The 15,385-nt window shown below is 72.5% G+C and carries 17 protein-coding genes; 8 read left to right on the forward strand and 9 right to left on the reverse strand.

Annotated features, from left to right (window positions below):
* Positions 1–65: biotin carboxylase N-terminal domain-containing protein (locus tag IE245_RS38035; protein ID WP_344069737.1), on the reverse strand; the 65-nt coding region annotated here is incomplete at its 3' end.
* Positions 66–437: 372 nt separating this feature from the next.
* Here IE245_RS38035 and IE245_RS09855 point away from each other — a divergent pair.
* Complete coding sequence (locus IE245_RS09855; protein ID WP_189946408.1) at positions 438–875, forward strand: hypothetical protein; 438 nt, start codon at positions 438–440, stop codon at positions 873–875.
* Positions 876–941: 66 nt separating this feature from the next.
* Here IE245_RS09855 and IE245_RS09860 read toward each other — a convergent pair whose 3' ends face one another.
* From IE245_RS09860 to IE245_RS09870, 4 genes are all read right to left on the reverse strand, one after another.
* Entirely contained in the window at positions 942–1,565 is a 624-nt protein-coding gene (locus IE245_RS09860) for a nucleoside triphosphate pyrophosphatase (protein WP_189946409.1), read from the reverse strand.
* Between the two features lie 13 nt (positions 1,566–1,578).
* A complete protein-coding gene (mmpB, locus tag IE245_RS37670) occupies positions 1,579–1,707 on the reverse strand; it encodes a morphogenic membrane protein MmpB (RefSeq protein ID WP_268256536.1) in 129 nt (42 codons plus the stop codon).
* Positions 1,708–1,857: 150 nt separating this feature from the next.
* Positions 1,858–2,070 carry an acyl-CoA carboxylase epsilon subunit gene (locus IE245_RS09865; protein WP_189946410.1) on the reverse strand — a complete coding sequence of 71 codons (213 nt, stop codon included), beginning with the start codon at positions 2,068–2,070 and terminating at the stop codon, positions 1,858–1,860.
* Positions 2,071–2,090: 20 nt separating this feature from the next.
* Entirely contained in the window at positions 2,091–3,704 is a 1,614-nt protein-coding gene (locus IE245_RS09870) for an acyl-CoA carboxylase subunit beta (protein ID WP_189946411.1), read from the reverse strand.
* Between the two features lie 134 nt (positions 3,705–3,838).
* On the opposite strand from IE245_RS09870, the gene IE245_RS09875 reads away from it, so the two are divergent.
* From IE245_RS09875 to hutH, 5 genes are all read left to right on the forward strand, one after another.
* Positions 3,839–4,690, forward strand: a complete 852-nt coding sequence (locus IE245_RS09875) for a biotin--[acetyl-CoA-carboxylase] ligase (protein WP_189946412.1) — start codon at positions 3,839–3,841, stop codon at positions 4,688–4,690.
* 122 nt (positions 4,691–4,812) lie between these two features.
* A complete protein-coding gene (locus IE245_RS09880) occupies positions 4,813–6,090 on the forward strand; it encodes an adenylate/guanylate cyclase domain-containing protein (RefSeq protein ID WP_189946413.1) in 1,278 nt (425 codons plus the stop codon).
* Positions 6,091–6,142: 52 nt separating this feature from the next.
* On the forward strand, positions 6,143–6,931 hold the full coding sequence (locus IE245_RS09885) for an enoyl-CoA hydratase/isomerase family protein (protein ID WP_189946414.1): 789 nt from the start codon (positions 6,143–6,145) through the stop codon (positions 6,929–6,931).
* A gap of 85 nt (positions 6,932–7,016) precedes the next feature.
* Complete coding sequence (locus tag IE245_RS09890; protein ID WP_189946415.1) at positions 7,017–8,150, forward strand: GGDEF domain-containing protein; 1,134 nt, start codon at positions 7,017–7,019, stop codon at positions 8,148–8,150.
* Positions 8,151–8,229: 79 nt separating this feature from the next.
* On the forward strand, positions 8,230–9,771 hold the full coding sequence (gene hutH / locus IE245_RS09895) for a histidine ammonia-lyase (RefSeq protein WP_189946656.1): 1,542 nt from the start codon (positions 8,230–8,232) through the stop codon (positions 9,769–9,771).
* A gap of 77 nt (positions 9,772–9,848) precedes the next feature.
* Here hutH and IE245_RS09900 read toward each other — a convergent pair whose 3' ends face one another.
* Positions 9,849–10,115, reverse strand: a complete 267-nt coding sequence (locus tag IE245_RS09900; protein ID WP_189946416.1) for a hypothetical protein — start codon at positions 10,113–10,115, stop codon at positions 9,849–9,851.
* Between the two features lie 114 nt (positions 10,116–10,229).
* Between IE245_RS09900 and IE245_RS09905 the strand changes: the two genes are divergently transcribed.
* Positions 10,230–10,592 (forward strand): hypothetical protein, encoded by a 363-nt coding sequence (locus IE245_RS09905; RefSeq protein ID WP_189946417.1) that lies wholly within the window; start codon positions 10,230–10,232, stop codon positions 10,590–10,592.
* Between the two features lie 219 nt (positions 10,593–10,811).
* Complete coding sequence (locus tag IE245_RS09910; protein WP_189946418.1) at positions 10,812–12,083, forward strand: L,D-transpeptidase; 1,272 nt, start codon at positions 10,812–10,814, stop codon at positions 12,081–12,083.
* A gap of 76 nt (positions 12,084–12,159) precedes the next feature.
* Here IE245_RS09910 and IE245_RS09915 read toward each other — a convergent pair whose 3' ends face one another.
* The 3 genes from IE245_RS09915 to ilvA all read right to left on the reverse strand — a co-directional run bounded on the left by IE245_RS09915 (position 12,160) and on the right by ilvA (position 15,320).
* Complete coding sequence (locus IE245_RS09915) at positions 12,160–13,020, reverse strand: ABC transporter permease (RefSeq protein ID WP_189946419.1); 861 nt, start codon at positions 13,018–13,020, stop codon at positions 12,160–12,162.
* Entirely contained in the window at positions 13,017–14,027 is a 1,011-nt protein-coding gene (locus IE245_RS09920) for an ATP-binding cassette domain-containing protein (RefSeq protein ID WP_189946420.1), read from the reverse strand. Before IE245_RS09920 ends, IE245_RS09915 begins: the two co-directional genes overlap by 4 nt.
* 63 nt (positions 14,028–14,090) lie before the next feature.
* Complete coding sequence (ilvA, locus tag IE245_RS09925; RefSeq protein ID WP_189946421.1) at positions 14,091–15,320, reverse strand: threonine ammonia-lyase; 1,230 nt, start codon at positions 15,318–15,320, stop codon at positions 14,091–14,093.
* Positions 15,321–15,385 lie beyond the last annotated feature (65 nt).

The following is a 15,385-nucleotide window of genomic DNA, read 5'->3' on the forward strand; positions in this document are numbered from 1 at the left end:
TCCCGGCAGGCACGGGCGACACGAACAGCGATTTCGCCACGGTTGGCGATGAGCACCTTGCGCACGATGGCTCCCTCCTTGAAACAAGCTGAGTTTAGGGACTACCGACACGGCCCCTCGACCCGTGTCCCTTGGTGAGCTTGCCCACATAGAGGGCGGCTCGAGTTTTCCTCGGGTCGTGAAATCCCTTGTCGCACCACGGTACGCAGGGTTCCTTTACGGCACAGTAGCTCCGAGGTGTGGCGCAGGTCTCTGTTCGTGGAGCCAGTCGCCATTCGGGTTTCTTTGTGGAGTCCCTACGAATGGCGCAATGATTCTTTGCCGGAACGTCGGGCTTCGGCCATGCGGCGCACACTCTTGTCCGGGCGTTTACTGGCCAGTAGCCTTCGCGCTGTCGACCGTACTGTCGGTAACAGGTGAATCCAGGGGGTGGCCGAGTGGCCCGCAGACCGATCGCACTCGTCACGGCCGCCGTGCTCCTCGTGGAGGCGCCGGCCATCGTCGGCCTGAACGCGGTCATGGCGCGTTTCGTGGAGGCGCAGTCGATGTCCCTCGACGGGCTCGACCCCGACCACATGGTCACCGGCACCTGGGCCCTCGGCATCGGCTCCGGCGTCGCCCTCGCGCTGTGCTCCCTCGTCGCCCTGCTCGCGGGGATCCGCGACCGCCGCCCCGGCCGCCTCGGCCGGGGACTGCTCATCGGCTGCGCCATCGTCCACGGCGTCCTCGGCGCGGTCGCCGTCGGCCTGATCGGCTGGCACGCCTTCGCCGTCCTCATGACGGTCGTCGGGCTCATCGTGCTCACCCTGGTCATGTACGGGAAGGAAGGCGCGGCCCCGGAGCCGGTCAAGGCCCTGGAGCCGAACGAGGCCTGACGGCCACTCGGGCGCCCGGGACGGAGCCCGGACGCTCGGGACGGAGCCCGTTCGCCCCGTCCGGGCTCAGGCGCTCCAGAGCTCGGTGATCCCCACGTCCAGCTTGGCGAGGAGCCGGCGCAGCAGCGGCAGCGACAGACCGATCACATTGCCCGGGTCGCCGTCGATGCCGTCGATGAACGGCGCCGAGCGGCCGTCCAGCGTGAACGCGCCCGCCACGTGCAGCGGTTCGCCGCTCGCCACGTACGCCGCCACCTCCGCGTCCGTCGGCTCGCCGAACCGCACCACCGTCGAGGCCGTCGCCGACTCGTACCGCTTGGCCCGCGTGTCGTACACGCAGTGACCCGTCTGGAGGATGCCGACCCGGCCCCGCATCTCCTTCCAGCGGGCGGTGGCCTCGGCGGCGTCGGCGGGCTTGCCGAGGGCCCGCCCGTCGAGCTCCAGCACCGAGTCGCAGCCGATCACCAGCGCGCCGCTCACCTCCGGGCGGGCCGCCACGTGCGCCGCCTTGGCCTCCGCGAGGGCCAGCGCCAGCTCGGCCGGGGTGGGGGCGTGGAGCTTGGACTCGTCCACCCCGCTGACGATCACCTCGGGCGCGAGGCCGGCCTGCCGGAGCAGACCGAGCCGGGCGGGCGAGGCGGAGGCGAGGACGAGCCGGCGGGGCGTGCCGCCCGGGTGATCAGCAGTCATGGGGGCAGCGTACTCAGCGCGCGCCCACCGCGAGCATCAGGACGACCATGGCCAGCGCCAGGATCACACCGGACCTGCGCATCATGGCCTGTGCCTCGCGCAGGAACTTCGGCGGCTTGTTCTCCGGGTCGGACCACAGCATGCCCCGATCCTGCTGCCGGGCCGCCCGGAACGCCTGAGTACGGATACTCAACCGGCCCGGTGGCCGTGCGGGAGCGGGTGTGCGGGAGGCCGGACCCCCCGCACAAGGGGCCCGGCCTTCGTTCGTGTCACGCCGCTCGCGCCCTGCCCCTCAGGCCGGCCAGTAGGACCGGGCCCAGGCCCGCGGACCCGGGCTGGGCCGGGCCGAGCGGGCGATGCGGGACGGGTCCGACCAGCCTTCCGGTACCGCCGGGCCGAGACCCGGGGCGGCAGCCGCCGCCGTGGCCGCGGCCCGGGCCTGGACCACCGCCAGTGCGGCGGCCAGCTCCTCGGGCGTCGGGTTGCCTCGTACGACCTTGATCATCGTGCTGTCCCTCCCGAGGGCTAGAGCGGGATGTTGCCGTGCTTCTTCGGAGGCAGGGATTCCCGCTTCGTCCGCAGCTGACGCAGACCCTTCACGATCTGCGGCCGGGTCTCGGACGGCGGGATCACCCCGTCGACGTAACCGCGTTCGGCCGCGGTGTACGGGTTGAGCAGGGTGTCCTCGTACTCCTGGATCAGCCGCGCCCGCACCGCCTCGACCTCTTCGGCGGTCCCGCCGTTCGCCTCCGCCTCCGCGATCGTGCGGCGGTGCAGGATGTTGACGGCGCCCTGCGCGCCCATGACCGCGATCTGCGCCGTCGGCCACGCGAGGTTCAGGTCGGCGCCCAGGTGCTTGGAGCCCATGACGTCGTACGCGCCGCCGAAGGCCTTCCGGGTGATGACCGTGATGAGCGGGACGGTCGCCTCGGCGTACGCGTAGATCAGCTTCGCGCCGCGCCGGATGATGCCGCCGTACTCCTGGTCCACGCCCGGCAGGAAGCCCGGCACGTCCACGAAGGTGAGGACCGGGATGTTGAAGGCGTCGCAGGTCCGCACGAACCGCGCGGCCTTCTCCGAGGCGTCGATGTCCAGGCAGCCGGCGAACTGCATCGGCTGGTTGGCGACGATGCCGACCGGGAAGCCCTCCACCCGGCCGAAGCCGGTCAGGATGTTCGGCGCGAAGAGCGCCTGCGTCTCCAGGAACTCGCCGTCGTCCACGACGTGCTCGATGACCTTGTGCATGTCGTACGGCTGGTTCGCCGAGTCCGGGATCAGCGTGTCGAGCTCCAGGTCCTCGGCCGACACCTCGGTCTCCGCCGTCTCCGGGAAGGCCGGCGGCTCCGAGAGGTTGTTCGACGGCAGGTACGAGAGCAGCTGCTTCACGTACTCGACGGCGTCCTTCTCGTCGCCGGCCATGTGGTGCGCCACGCCCGAGGTCGCGTTGTGCGTCCGGGCGCCGCCCAGCTCCTCGAAGCCCACGTCCTCGCCGGTCACCGTCTTGATGACGTCCGGACCCGTGATGAACATGTGCGAGGTCTGGTCCACCATCACCGTGAAGTCGGTGATCGCGGGGGAGTACACGGCGCCGCCCGCGCAGGGGCCCACGACCAGGGAGATCTGCGGGATCACGCCGGAGGCGTGGGTGTTGCGGCGGAAGATCTCGCCGTACATGCCGAGCGCGCTCACGCCCTCCTGGATGCGGGCGCCGCCGGAGTCGTTGATGCCGACGACCGGGCAGCCGGTCTTCAGCGCGAAGTCCATCACCTTGATGATCTTCTGGCCGTACGTCTCGCCGAGCGCCCCGCCGAAGACCGTGAAGTCCTGCGAGAACACGGCCACCGGACGCCCGTCCACGGTGCCGTACCCGGTGACGACCCCGTCGCCGTACGGCCGGTTCTTCTCCAGGCCGAAGTTGGTGGAGCGGTGCCGGGCCAGCTCGTCCAGCTCCACGAAGGAGCCCTCGTCGAGCAGCAGGGCGATCCGCTCGCGCGCGGTCAGCTTCCCCTTCGCGTGCTGCTTCTCCACGGCCCGCTCCGAACCGGCGTGCGTGGCCTCGTCGATACGGCGCCTGAGGTCCGCGATCTTGCCCGCGGTCGTGTGAATGTCGATCTCGTACTGCTCTGCCGGCTCGGACATCGGGATGCGGCTCCCTGCCTGGTCACGGGGGGTTCGTTGACTGCGAATGGGCTACTGAAGGCCTACTGATCCGTAGGGTATCGACGGCGATACGGTTCGGCACTGCGGTCTTTGCCACACCTAGTCTGGCTTGCATGACGTCCTCCAACGCCTCCGGCGGCCGCTGGTCCGACCTCGACCGGCCCCCGCTCAACGCCTCCGCCCTGCGCCGGGCCCTCCTCCTCCCGGACGGGCTGTGGAGCTCCCTCGACGTGGTCGCGAGCACCGGGTCGACCAATTCCGATCTGGCCGCGCGGGCGGGCGAACTGCCCGAGGGGGCCGTGCTCGTCGCCGAGGAGCAGACCTCCGGCCGGGGCCGGCTCGACCGCACCTGGAGCGCGCCCGCGCGGTCCGGTCTCTTCCTCTCCGTGCTCCTCAAGCCGGACGTGCCCGCGCACCGGCTCGGCTGGCTGCCGCTGCTCACCGGCGTGGCCGCCGCCACCGGCCTCGCCAAGGCGGCCGGCGTCGACCTCTCCCTCAAGTGGCCCAACGACCTCCTCGTCACGGTCGACGGCGAGGAGCGGAAGACCGGCGGGATCCTCGCCGAGCGGGCCGGGGGCGACGGGATCGTCGTCGGGCTCGGGATCAACGTCTCGCTGCGCGCCGACGAGCTGCCCGTACCCACGGCCGGCTCGCTGCTGCTCGCCGGCGCCGTCTCCACCGACCGCGACACCCTGCTGCGGGCCGTCCTGCGCTCCCTCGCCGACCGGTACGGCGCCTGGGTGCGGGCCGACGGCGACCCCGAGGCGTCCGGGATCCTGGCGGCGTACACGGCCGACTGCGCGACCCTCGGCCGACGGATCCGCGCCGACCTGCCGGGCGAGCGGATGCTGGAGGGCGAGGCGGTCTCCCTGGACGGCGACGGGCGCCTGGTCGTCGCCACCGAGGGGGGCGGCACGGAGGCGGTCGGCGCGGGCGACGTCGTCCACCTGCGGGCGACGGGCTGAACCCCCGGACCGTTCGGGCGTGAGCCAGCCCACACCTGTCGTATCGTGGAGCGCGATCCAGGCGAACAGATCGGCAGGACTGTGGGAAGCGGCAGCGGCAGGGAACGGGCAGGAGGCGGCCGGTGACCGTCGACGACGCGAACGCGGGCGACGGCCGCTCCGAGTCGCACGAGCCGCGGGGCTCAGGCGAGCCCGCGGGTCCGCACGAGCCGGAGGGCGCGGGCGAGCCCGACGGTCCGCACGAGCCGGACGGCGCGCGCGAGCCGTCCCGCGCGGCCGACGCCTCCGGTGGCGCCGAGGGCCCGGCCTATCCCACGCCGCACCACGCCGTCGACCACACCGTCGAGCCGACCGACGACCCGCTCGCCATCCGCCTCGAACAGCTCATCCTCGGTGCCGACCGTCGCTACACCCCCTTCCAGGCCGCCCGCACCGCCGGCGTCTCCATGGAGCTGGCCTCCCGCTTCTGGCGGGCCATGGGCTTCGCCGACATCGGGCAGGCCAAGGCGCTCACCGAGGCCGACGTCCTCGCCCTGCGCCGGCTCGCCGGTCTCGTCGAGGCGGGGCTGCTGAGCGAGCCGATGGCGGTGCAGGTGGCCCGCTCCACCGGGCAGACCACCGCCCGGTTGGCCGAATGGCAGATCGACTCCTTCCTGGAGGGCCTCACCGAGCCGCCCGAGCCCGGCATGACCCGCGCCGAGGTCACGTACCCGCTGGTGGAGCTGCTCCTGCCGGAGCTGGAGGAGTTCCTGATCTACGTGTGGCGGCGGCAGCTCGCCGCCGCCACCGGGCGCGTCGCCCAGGCCGCCGACGACGAGGAGATGGTCGACCGCCGCCTCGCCGTCGCCTTCGCCGACCTCGTCGGCTTCACCCGGCTCACCCGCCGCCTGGAAGAGGAGGAGCTCGGCGAGCTGGTCGAGGCCTTCGAGACCACCTGCGCCGACCTGGTCGCCGCGCACGGCGGCCGGCTCATCAAGACCCTCGGCGACGAGGTGCTGTACGCGGCGGACGACGCCGGCATCGCCGCCGAGATCGCGCTCCGGCTGATCGAGACGCTCAGCCAGGACGAGACCATGCCGGCGCTGCGGGTCGGCATCGCCTTCGGCACCGTCACGACCCGGATGGGCGACGTCTTCGGCACCACCGTGAACCTCGCCAGCCGGCTCACCTCGATAGCGCCGAAGGACGCCGTGCTGGTCGACAGCGCCTTCGCCGAGGAGCTGACCCGCACCGGCGAGGTGCCCGTCTCGGAGGCCAGGGCGGCGGAGGAGGCCGCCCTCGCGGAGAAGGAGGGCCGGGCCCCGGAGACGTACCGCTTCGCGCTCCAGCCGATGTGGCAGCGGTCGGTGCGCGGCCTCGGCGTCGTGGAGCCCTGGCTCCTGAACCGCCGTCCGACCTAAGATCCCTCCCGGTGAACCGTGTGAACCGTCGTTAACCGGGAGGGCGCAGGAGATGTCCGAGCAGCGTTTTGGTGAGTTCGTGCTGGTCCGCAAGGAGGGGCACGTCGCCGAGTTCGTCCTCGACCGGCCCAAGGCGATGAACGCGGTCTCCTCCGAGATGGCCCGCTCCATCGGCGAGGCCTGTGCGGCGCTCGCCGCCGACCGGGAGGTCCGGGTCACGGTCCTGAGCTCCTCGAACGACCGGGCGTTCTGCGTCGGCGCCGACCTGAAGGAGCGCAACTCCTTCACCGACGCCGAGCTGGTCCGCCAGCGGCCCACCGCCCGGGCGGCGTACACCGGCGTCCTGGAGCTGCCGATGCCGACCGTGGCGGCCGTCCACGGCTTCGCCCTCGGCGGCGGGTACGAGCTGGCGCTCTCCTGCGACGTCATCGTCGCCGACGCCACCACCGTCGTCGGCCTCCCCGAGGTCTCCGTCGGCGTCATCCCCGGCGGTGGCGGCACGCAGCTGCTGCCGCGCCGGGTGGGTGCCGCGCGCGCCGCCGAGCTGGTCTTCACGGCCCGCCGGGTGGAGGCCGCCGAGGCCGCGGAGCTGGGCCTGGTGGACGTGCTGGCGGAGGACGCCCGGACGGCCGCCCTGGAGCTGGCGGGGCGGATCGCCGCGAACTCGCCGGTCGGGCTGCGCGCCGCGAAGAAGGCGATGCGGCTGGGCCAGGGCCTGGACCTGCGGGCCGGCCTGGAGGTCGAGGACGGTGCCTGGCGCTCGGTGGCCTTCTCGGGCGACCGTGCGGAGGGCGTGGCGGCCTTCAACGAGAAGCGGAAGCCGGAGTGGCCCGGCGAGTGACGAAATTGATCCAATTTCGCACCATTTGTCACTTTCCGTGACGTCTCGGTAGGGAAAACGGGTCAAACCTCCCTAAGCTGGAGGAATGGGAGAGGACGTGCGGCTGCGGGCCGTGGTGGCGCTGGCGCAGGGGATGGCGGCGGCGCACACCCCGCGCGAGTTCTGGCGGGCCGCTGCGCTCGGGGTGTCCGCCGGACTGGGCGGGAGCTTCGGCGCCCTGTCGGTCTGGGAGCGGGACCACGGGCGGCTGCGGGTCCTGGTGAACGCGGGGGAGCGGGCCCCCGGCGAGGAGGAGTTCCCGGACGCGGAGACGTATCCGGTCCACCAGTTCCCCGAGATCACCGAGTTCCTGCACGAGCGGTGGGCGCTCGGCGCCGGTCCGCACGCCTGGATCGAGACGGCCGGCGCCGAGCGGGTCACCGGGCGGGTGGAGGGGCTGCGGCGGCGCGGCCGGGGCGCCTGCGTGGTCGCCCCGATCGTGCTCCACGGCCGGGCCTGGGGCGAGCTGTACGTGGCCAGGCCACTGGGGGCGAAACCTTTCACCAGTGAGGACGCCGACTTCGCCAACGTCCTCGCGGCGGTCGTCGCCGCCGGCATCGCCCAGGCCCAGCGCCTGGAGGAGGTCCGCAAGCTGGCCTTCACCGATCCCCTCACCGGCCTCGCCAACCGCCGGGCGGTCGACGCCCGCCTCGACGAGGCCATCGAGCGCTACCGGTCCGACGGCTCCGTCGTCAGCCTCGTCGTCTGCGACCTCAACGGCCTCAAGCGCGTCAACGACACCCACGGCCACGCGGTCGGGGACCGCCTCCTCGAACGCTTCGGCTCGGTCCTCTCCCGCTGCGGCGCCCGGCTCCGCGGGGCCCTCGCCGCCCGCCTCGGCGGCGACGAGTTCTGCCTGCTGGCCGTCGGCCCGAGCGCGGACGAGGTGGTGGCCGTCGCGGAGGAGCTGTGCGTCCGCGCCGCGGAGCTGGAGCTCGGCGAGGGCGTCGCCTGCGGGGTGGCTTCCACGGGCGACCCCATCGGGCCCCTGAAGTCCGCCCGCCGGCTCTTCCGGCTCGCCGACGCGGCGCAGTACCAGGCCAAGGCCGCCCGCTCCACGAAGCCCGTCGTGGCCGGCCGGGACGGCGCCGTCATCCGCCTCGCCGACGCCCCGCCCGGCGCCCGTGACCGCCGCCGCTTCCGGGACGCGCCGACGGTGGAGCCGCCGCCGGAAAGGTAAGGGGCCGCCTTGGTGGGGGACGGTGACAGATTGCCTAGTGACAGGTCGCTCTTCAATCCGTAGGGTGCTGAATATGGATATGCAGACAGTCGTTCTCGGCACGTCCGGCACGACCCCGCAGGACGTCATCGCCGTCGCCCGCCACGGCGCCCGTGTCGAGCTGTCGGAGGGGGCCGTCGAGGCGCTCGCCGCGTCCCGCGCCGTCGTCGACGCGCTCGCCGCCAAGCCCGAGCCCGTCTACGGCGTCTCCACCGGCTTCGGCGCCCTCGCCACCCGGCACATCGACCACGAGCTGCGCACCCAGCTCCAGCGGAACATCGTCCGCTCGCACGCCGCCGGCATGGGCCCGCGCGTCGAGCGCGAGGTCGTCCGCGCCCTGATGTTCCTGCGGCTCAAGACCGTCGCCTCCGGCCACACCGGCGTCCGCCCCGAGGTCGCGCGGACCATGGCCGACGTCCTCAACGCCGGCATCACCCCGGTCGTCCACGAGTACGGCTCCCTCGGCTGCTCCGGCGACCTCGCCCCGCTCTCCCACTGCGCCCTCGCGCTCATGGGCGAAGGCGACGCCGAGGGCCCCGACGGCACCGTGAAGCCCGCCGGCGAACTGCTCGCCGCCGCCGGCATCGAGCCCGTCGTCCTCAAGGAGAAGGAGGGCCTCGCCCTCCTCAACGGCACCGACGGCATGCTCGGCATGCTGATCATGGCCCTCGCCGACCTCGACACCCTCTACAAGTCGGCCGACGTCACCGCCGCCCTCTCCCTCGAAGCCCTCCTCGGCACCGAGAAGGTCCTCGAACCCGAGCTGCACGCCATCCGCCCCCACCCCGGCCAGGCCGCCTCCGCCGCCAACATGCTGGCCGTCCTCAAGGGCTCCGGCCTCACCGGCCACTTCCAGGCCGGCGAGGCCCCCCGCGTCCAGGACGCCTACTCGATCCGCTGCGCCCCGCAGGTCGCCGGCGCCGGCCGCGACACCATGGCCCACGCCCTCCTCGTCGCCGAGCGCGAGCTCGCCGCCGCCGTCGACAACCCGGTCGTCCTCGGCAACGGCGAGGTCCGCTCCAACGGCAACTTCCACGGCGCCCCCGTCGCGTACGTCCTCGACTTCCTCGCCATCGCCGCCGCCGACCTCGGCTCCATCGCCGAGCGCCGCACCGACCGGCTCCTCGACAAGAACCGCAGCCACGGCCTGCCGCCCTTCCTCGCCGACGACGCCGGCGTCGACTCGGGCCTCATGATCGCCCAGTACACGCAGGCCGCCCTGGTCGGCGAGATGAAGCGGCTCGCCGTCCCGGCCTCCGCCGACTCCATCCCGTCCTCGGCGATGCAGGAGGACCACGTCTCCATGGGCTGGTCCGCCGCCCGCAAGCTGCGCACCGCCGTCGGCAACCTCGCCCGGATCATCGCCGTCGAGCTGTACGCCGCCACCCGCGGCATCGAGCTGCGCGAGGGCCTCACCCCGGCGCCCGCCTCCCAGGCCGTCATCGACGCCCTGCGCGCCGCCGGCGTCGAGGGCCCGGGCCCGGACCGCTTCCTCGCCCCCGACCTGGCCGCCGCCGACGCCTTCGTCCGGGAAGGGCGCCTGGTCGCCGCCGTCGAACCGGTCACCGGCCCGCTGGCCTGACCCGCGTCCGTACCGGAAGGGCCGCCCCACCGGGGCGGCCCTCCGCCGTTCACCGGCGACCCGCCCCGCGCCGTCCTCTAGGACGCGCGCCCGTGACGCCGCATCGCCAGCGCCACGAAGCCGGCGCCGACCCCGAGGAAACCGGTCCCGCCGAGCACGTACGCGGTGGTGTCCGGGCCGCCGGTCTCGGCGAGCCGGCCGGTCGCGGGCCCGGTGCTCCCGCTCCGTACGGCCGCCGCCCCGGGAGCCGCGTCGGAGGCGTTGGCCGAGGGGACGAACCACAGGGCGCACAGCAGGGTCCCCGCCGCGGTGGCGGTCAGCAGCGGGCGTCGGGCGGCGGACACGCGGATCTCGTTCTCCTCACGGAAAGCCCCGCGGGAAGCCCGCGGTGCGCCGATGCTAGTGAACCCAGCGGGTCGCGGGAAAGCCGAGGCCGGGCAGACCCTACGCTCCCAGCCATGAGCACCTCCGAAACCCCCGCCACCGCCGCCGGGGCCGCCGCCCGCCACGTCCGCCTCCGGGTCGACATCGTCCTGGAGATCGACGGCCCCGCCGAGCTGACCGCCGCCGCCGAAGGCCGGATCGACGCCGACGAGTTCATGCCGGCCGAGGAGCGCGAGCACGCCAGGGCCGCCGTCCAGGAGGACCCCTCCGAGGCCCTCGCCTACCTCGTGGAGCCCTTCGACCTGGTCCGTGACCTGCCGGGCGTCGAGCTCGTCCAGGCCGCCTGGAGCAGCGAGGAGATCGAGTACGACCCCGACGCGATGGAGTGGGACCTCGACGAGGATGATGAGGACGGGGAGGACGACGACCGGCCGTAGAAGGCGCGGGCGGAGGGCGGTGCGACCCGCCCTCCGCGGGTGGGCCCCGGGGCGGCGTCCCGGGGCCTTTTCGCGCCGTCGCGCGGCGGACGGGGAACCGGGAGTCCTCCGCGTTCGTGTAGTTCAGTGGTGTTCAGTGGTGTTGCCCACAAACCCCCCGCTTCCGGAACCGGAGGGGGCTGATGGGTGTTCTGATGGATTGACAGGGAATCGGCGACGATGGAGAAGCGTGTGATGACGGTCGGCAAGCGCCGCAGGAGCCTGGCCGCGGCGGCGGCGGTGCTCAGCGGCGTACTCGTGCTCTCGGCCTGCGACGACGGCGAGGCGGCCGGCCCGGCCGCGTCCGGTTCGGCCTCCGCCACGTCACAGGCCCAGGTCGACGAGGCCGCCGAGCAGAAGACGTCCAAGGCGCAGATCACCATCTCGCCGGAGAACGGCTCGCAGAACGCCTCCATCAACAACGACGCCAAGGTCGCCGTCACCGAGGGCAAGCTCACCGAGGTCACCATGACCTCCTCCGAGGGCACCGCCGTCAAGGGCGAGATAGCGGCCGACGGCCTCTCCTGGAAGCCGGCCGGCCAGCTGGAGCGCGCCACGGTCTACAAGATCGCCGCGACCGCCGTCGACGCGGAGGGCAGGGAGGCGCACGAGAACTCCTCCTTCACCACCGTGTCGAAGGAGAACAGCTTCATCGGCAACTTCACCCCCGAGGACGGTTCGACCGTCGGCGTGGGCATGCCGGTCTCGATCAACTTCAACAAGGCGATCACCGACAAGAAGGCCGTCCAGGGCGGCATCAAGGTCTCCTCCAGCTCCGGCCAGGAGGTCGTCGGCCACTGGTTCAACTCGACCCGGCTCGACTTCCGTCCGGACGACTACTGGAAGGCCGGCTCGACGGTCACCCTGAAGCTCGACCTGGACGGCGTCGAGGGCGCGAAGGGCGTCTTCGGCGTCCAGCAGAAGACGGTCACCTTCAAGGTCGGCCGCAGCCAGGTCTCCACCGTCGACGTCGCCACGAAGACGATGACCGTCAAGCGCGACGGCAAGGTGATCCGCACGATCCCGATCTCCGCGGGATCGCCGGAGAACACCACGTACAACGGCCAGATGGTGATCTCCGAGAAGTTCAAGGAGACCCGGATGAACGGCGCCACCGTCGGCTTCACCGACTCCGACGGCAAGGGCGAGTACGACATCAAGGACGTGCCGCACGCCATGCGCCTGTCCACCTCCGGCACCTTCATCCACGGCAACTACTGGGGCGCCCGCTCCATCTTCGGCTCCGTGAACACCAGCCACGGCTGCGTCGGCCTCGCCGACGTCAAGGGCGCGGGCGACCCCAAGCAGATGGCCGCCTGGTTCTACGACCAGTCGATGATCGGCGACGTCGTGATCGTCAAGAACTCCAAGGACAAGACGATCGCCCCCGACAACGGCCTCAACGGCTGGAACATGAACTGGTCCGCCTGGAAGGCCGGCTCGGCCCTCTGAGCCGCCCCGTACCGCCACGAGAAGGCCCCCCTCCGCTCCGGAGGGGGGCCTTTCCGCGGTCTCGTCAGCCCTCCGCTCAGCCCTCCGCGCGGCGGTACTTGCGGACGGAGAGGGTGCGGAAGACGGCGATGATGAGGACCGAGTAGATCAGCGAGGCCCACACCGGGTACTGCATCGGCCAGGCGTCGGAGGGGGAGAGACCGGGGTCGCCGAAGAGTTTCCGGCAGGCCTGGACGGTGGCGCTGAACGGGTTCCACTCCGCGACCGGCTGGAGCCAGCCGGGGAGCTTGCTGGAGTCCACGAAGGCGTTCGAGAGGAACGTGACGGGGAAGAGCCAGATCAGGCCGCCGGAGGTGGCCGCCTCCGGGGTGCGGACGGAGAGGCCGATGAGGGCGCCGATCCAGGTGAAGGCGTAGCCGAGGAGCAGCAGCAGGGCGAAGCCCAGCATGATCTTCCCGAAGTCGGTCGGCGCCGCGTAGCCGGGCCGCCAGCCGATGAGCAGGGCGACGACCGCGAGGACCAGCAGGGTCAGGGCGGTCTGCACGAGGTCGGCCATCGTGCGGCCGGTCAGGACCGCGCCGCGCGCCATCGGCAGCGAGCGGAAGCGGTCGATGAGCCCCTTGTGCATGTCGTCGGCGATGCCCGCGCCCGCGCCGGCGGTGGCGAAGGTGACCGTCTGGGCGAAGATGCCCGCCATCAGGAAGTTCTTGTAGACGTCCGGATCGGTGCTGTTCCCGATCTGCATCGAGCCGCCGAACACGTACGTGAACAGGACGACGAACATGACGGGCTGGATCAGCCCGAACAGGATCATCTCCGGGATCCTGGACATGCGGATCAGGTTCCGCTTCGTGATGACCAGGGAGTCCGAGAAGGACTGCGCGATGCCGCCCCGGGGCGCGGGGGCGTGCGCGGCGGTGTCGGTGAGGCTGCTCATGCGGCCGGTTCCTTCCGCTGGAGGCCCCCGCCGTTCCCGTCCTCCTGCGCCCGCGCGGCGGCGTGGCCGGTGAGGGAGATGAAGACGTCGTCGAGGGTGGGGCGGCGCAGGCCGATGTCGTCGATCTCCACGCCGACGGCGTCGAGGTCCCGGATCACCTCGGCGAGCAGCTTGGCGCCGCCGGTGACGGGGACGGTCAGCTTGCGGGTGTGCTCCTCGACGGAGACGTCGTCGGGACCGCGTCCGCCGGGGCCGTAGCGGGCGAGGACGGCGCGGGCGGGGGCGACGGCCTCGCGGTCGTGGACGACGACCTCGACGCGCTCGCCGCCGGTGCGGGCCTTGAGCTGGTCGGAGGTGCCGCGGGCGATGACCTTGCCGTGGTCGACGACGGCGATGTCGTGGGCGAGGTGGTCGGCCTCCTCCAGGTACTGGGTGGTGAGGAGGAGGGTGGTGCCGCCGGAGACGAGCTCCTTGATGACGTCCCACAGGGCTTGCCGGTTGCGGGGGTCGAGGCCGGTGGTCGGCTCGTCCATGAACATCACGGGCGGGGCGACGACCAGGGCGGCGGCGAGGTCGAGGCGGCGGCGCATGCCGCCCGAGTACGTCCTGGCGGGGCGGTCGGCGGCGTCGGCGAGGTGGAAGCGCTCCAGGAGCTCACCGGCCCGTTCCTTCGCGGCCCTCGCCCTCATCTGGTAGAGCCGGCCGACCATCTGGAGGTTCTCGCGGCCGGTGAGGTACTCGTCGACGGCGGCGAACTGGCCGGAGAGGCCGATGGAGCGGCGGACCTCGTCGGGGTGCTCCAGGACGTCGACGCCGGCGACGGTGGCGGTGCCGCTGTCGGGCCGGAGCAGGGTCGTCAGGACCCGTACGGTGGTCGTCTTCCCCGCGCCGTTGGGTCCGAGCAGACCGAGGACGGTGCCTTCGGGCACGTCGAGGTCCACTCCGTCCAGTGCGGTGACGTCGCCGAAGGTCTTCACCAGTCCCTCGGCGTGGATCGCGCCTGGCATGTCCACACTCCCGGATCATTTCGGGCATTTCTGCCGATCCTAGGGCAGTGTGGAGGGCCGTGCTCAGGCCAGGACCGTGTACCCCGCCTCCCGCAGCGCCCCCTCCACCTCACGGCAGTGCTCCGGGCCCTTCGTCTCCAGATGCAGCTCCACCTCCACCTCCGTGAGGCCGAGCCGCGGGTCGGTCCGCACGTGACTGACGTCGAGCACGTTCGCGTCGACCACCGTCAGCACGGCGAGCAGCGTCGCCAGCGCCCCCGGCCGGTCCGCCACCCGCAGCCGCAGGCTCAGATAGCGGCCCGCCGCCGCCATGCCGTGCCGCAGGATCCGCTGGAGCAGCAGCGGGTCGACGTTGCCGCCCGACAGGACCGCGACCACCGGGCCCCGGAACGAGGCCGGATCGCTCAGCAGCGCCGCGACCGGGCTCGCCCCGGCCGGCTCCACCACCAGCTTCGCCCGCTCCAGGCAGAGCAGCAGGGCCGAGGAGAGCGCGTCCTCCGAGACGGTGCGGACCTCGTCCACGTACTCCTGGACGAGACCGAAGGGCACGTCCCCGGGCCGGCCGACCTTGATGCCGTCCGCCATCGTCACCGGTGAGTCCACCACCACCGGATGGCCGGCGGCCAGCGACGGCGGATACGCCGCCGCCCCCTCCGCCTGCACGCCGACGATCCGCACGTCCGGCCGGACCGACTTCACCGCGAGGCCGATCCCGGCCGCGAGCCCGCCGCCGCCGATCCCGACGACGATCGTGCGGACCTCCGGGCACTGCTCCAGGATCTCCAGACCGACCGTGCCCTGGCCGACGATGACGTCGGGGTGGTCGAAGGGGTGGATGAAGACCGCGCCGGTCTCCCGCGCGTACTCCTGCGCGGCGGCCAGCGTCTCGTCCACCACGTGCCCGTGCAGCCGCACGTCCGCGCCGTACTCGCGGGTCGCCGCGACCTTCGGCAGCGGGGCGCCGACCGGCATGAAGACCGTCGCCCGCACCCCGAGGAGCTGTGAGGCGAGCGCCACACCCTGCGCGTGGTTCCCGGCCGACGCGGCGACGACCCCCGCCGCCCGCTCCTCCGGCCGGAGCCCCGCGATCCGCACGTACGCACCGCGCAGTTTGAACGATCCGGTCCGCTGGAGGTTCTCGCACTTGAGCAGGACCGGCGCCCCGACCAGCGACGACAGGTGGCGGCTGCCCTCCAGGGCGGTCATCCGGGCCACCCCCGCCAGCATCTTCTGCGCCCCGCGCACGTCGTCGAGCATCAGCCGGTGCAAGGGGTATGGCGTACCGAAGGTCATGACCCCAAGTCTCGCAGCTCACCGGGGTCGCGGCCGCGCGGACCGCGGGCCCGTCGCGGGTTTGC

Origin of the sequence: Streptomyces roseolus (assembly GCF_014649855.1) — a bacterium.
Taxonomy (GTDB): domain Bacteria; phylum Actinomycetota; class Actinomycetes; order Streptomycetales; family Streptomycetaceae; genus Streptomyces; species Streptomyces roseolus.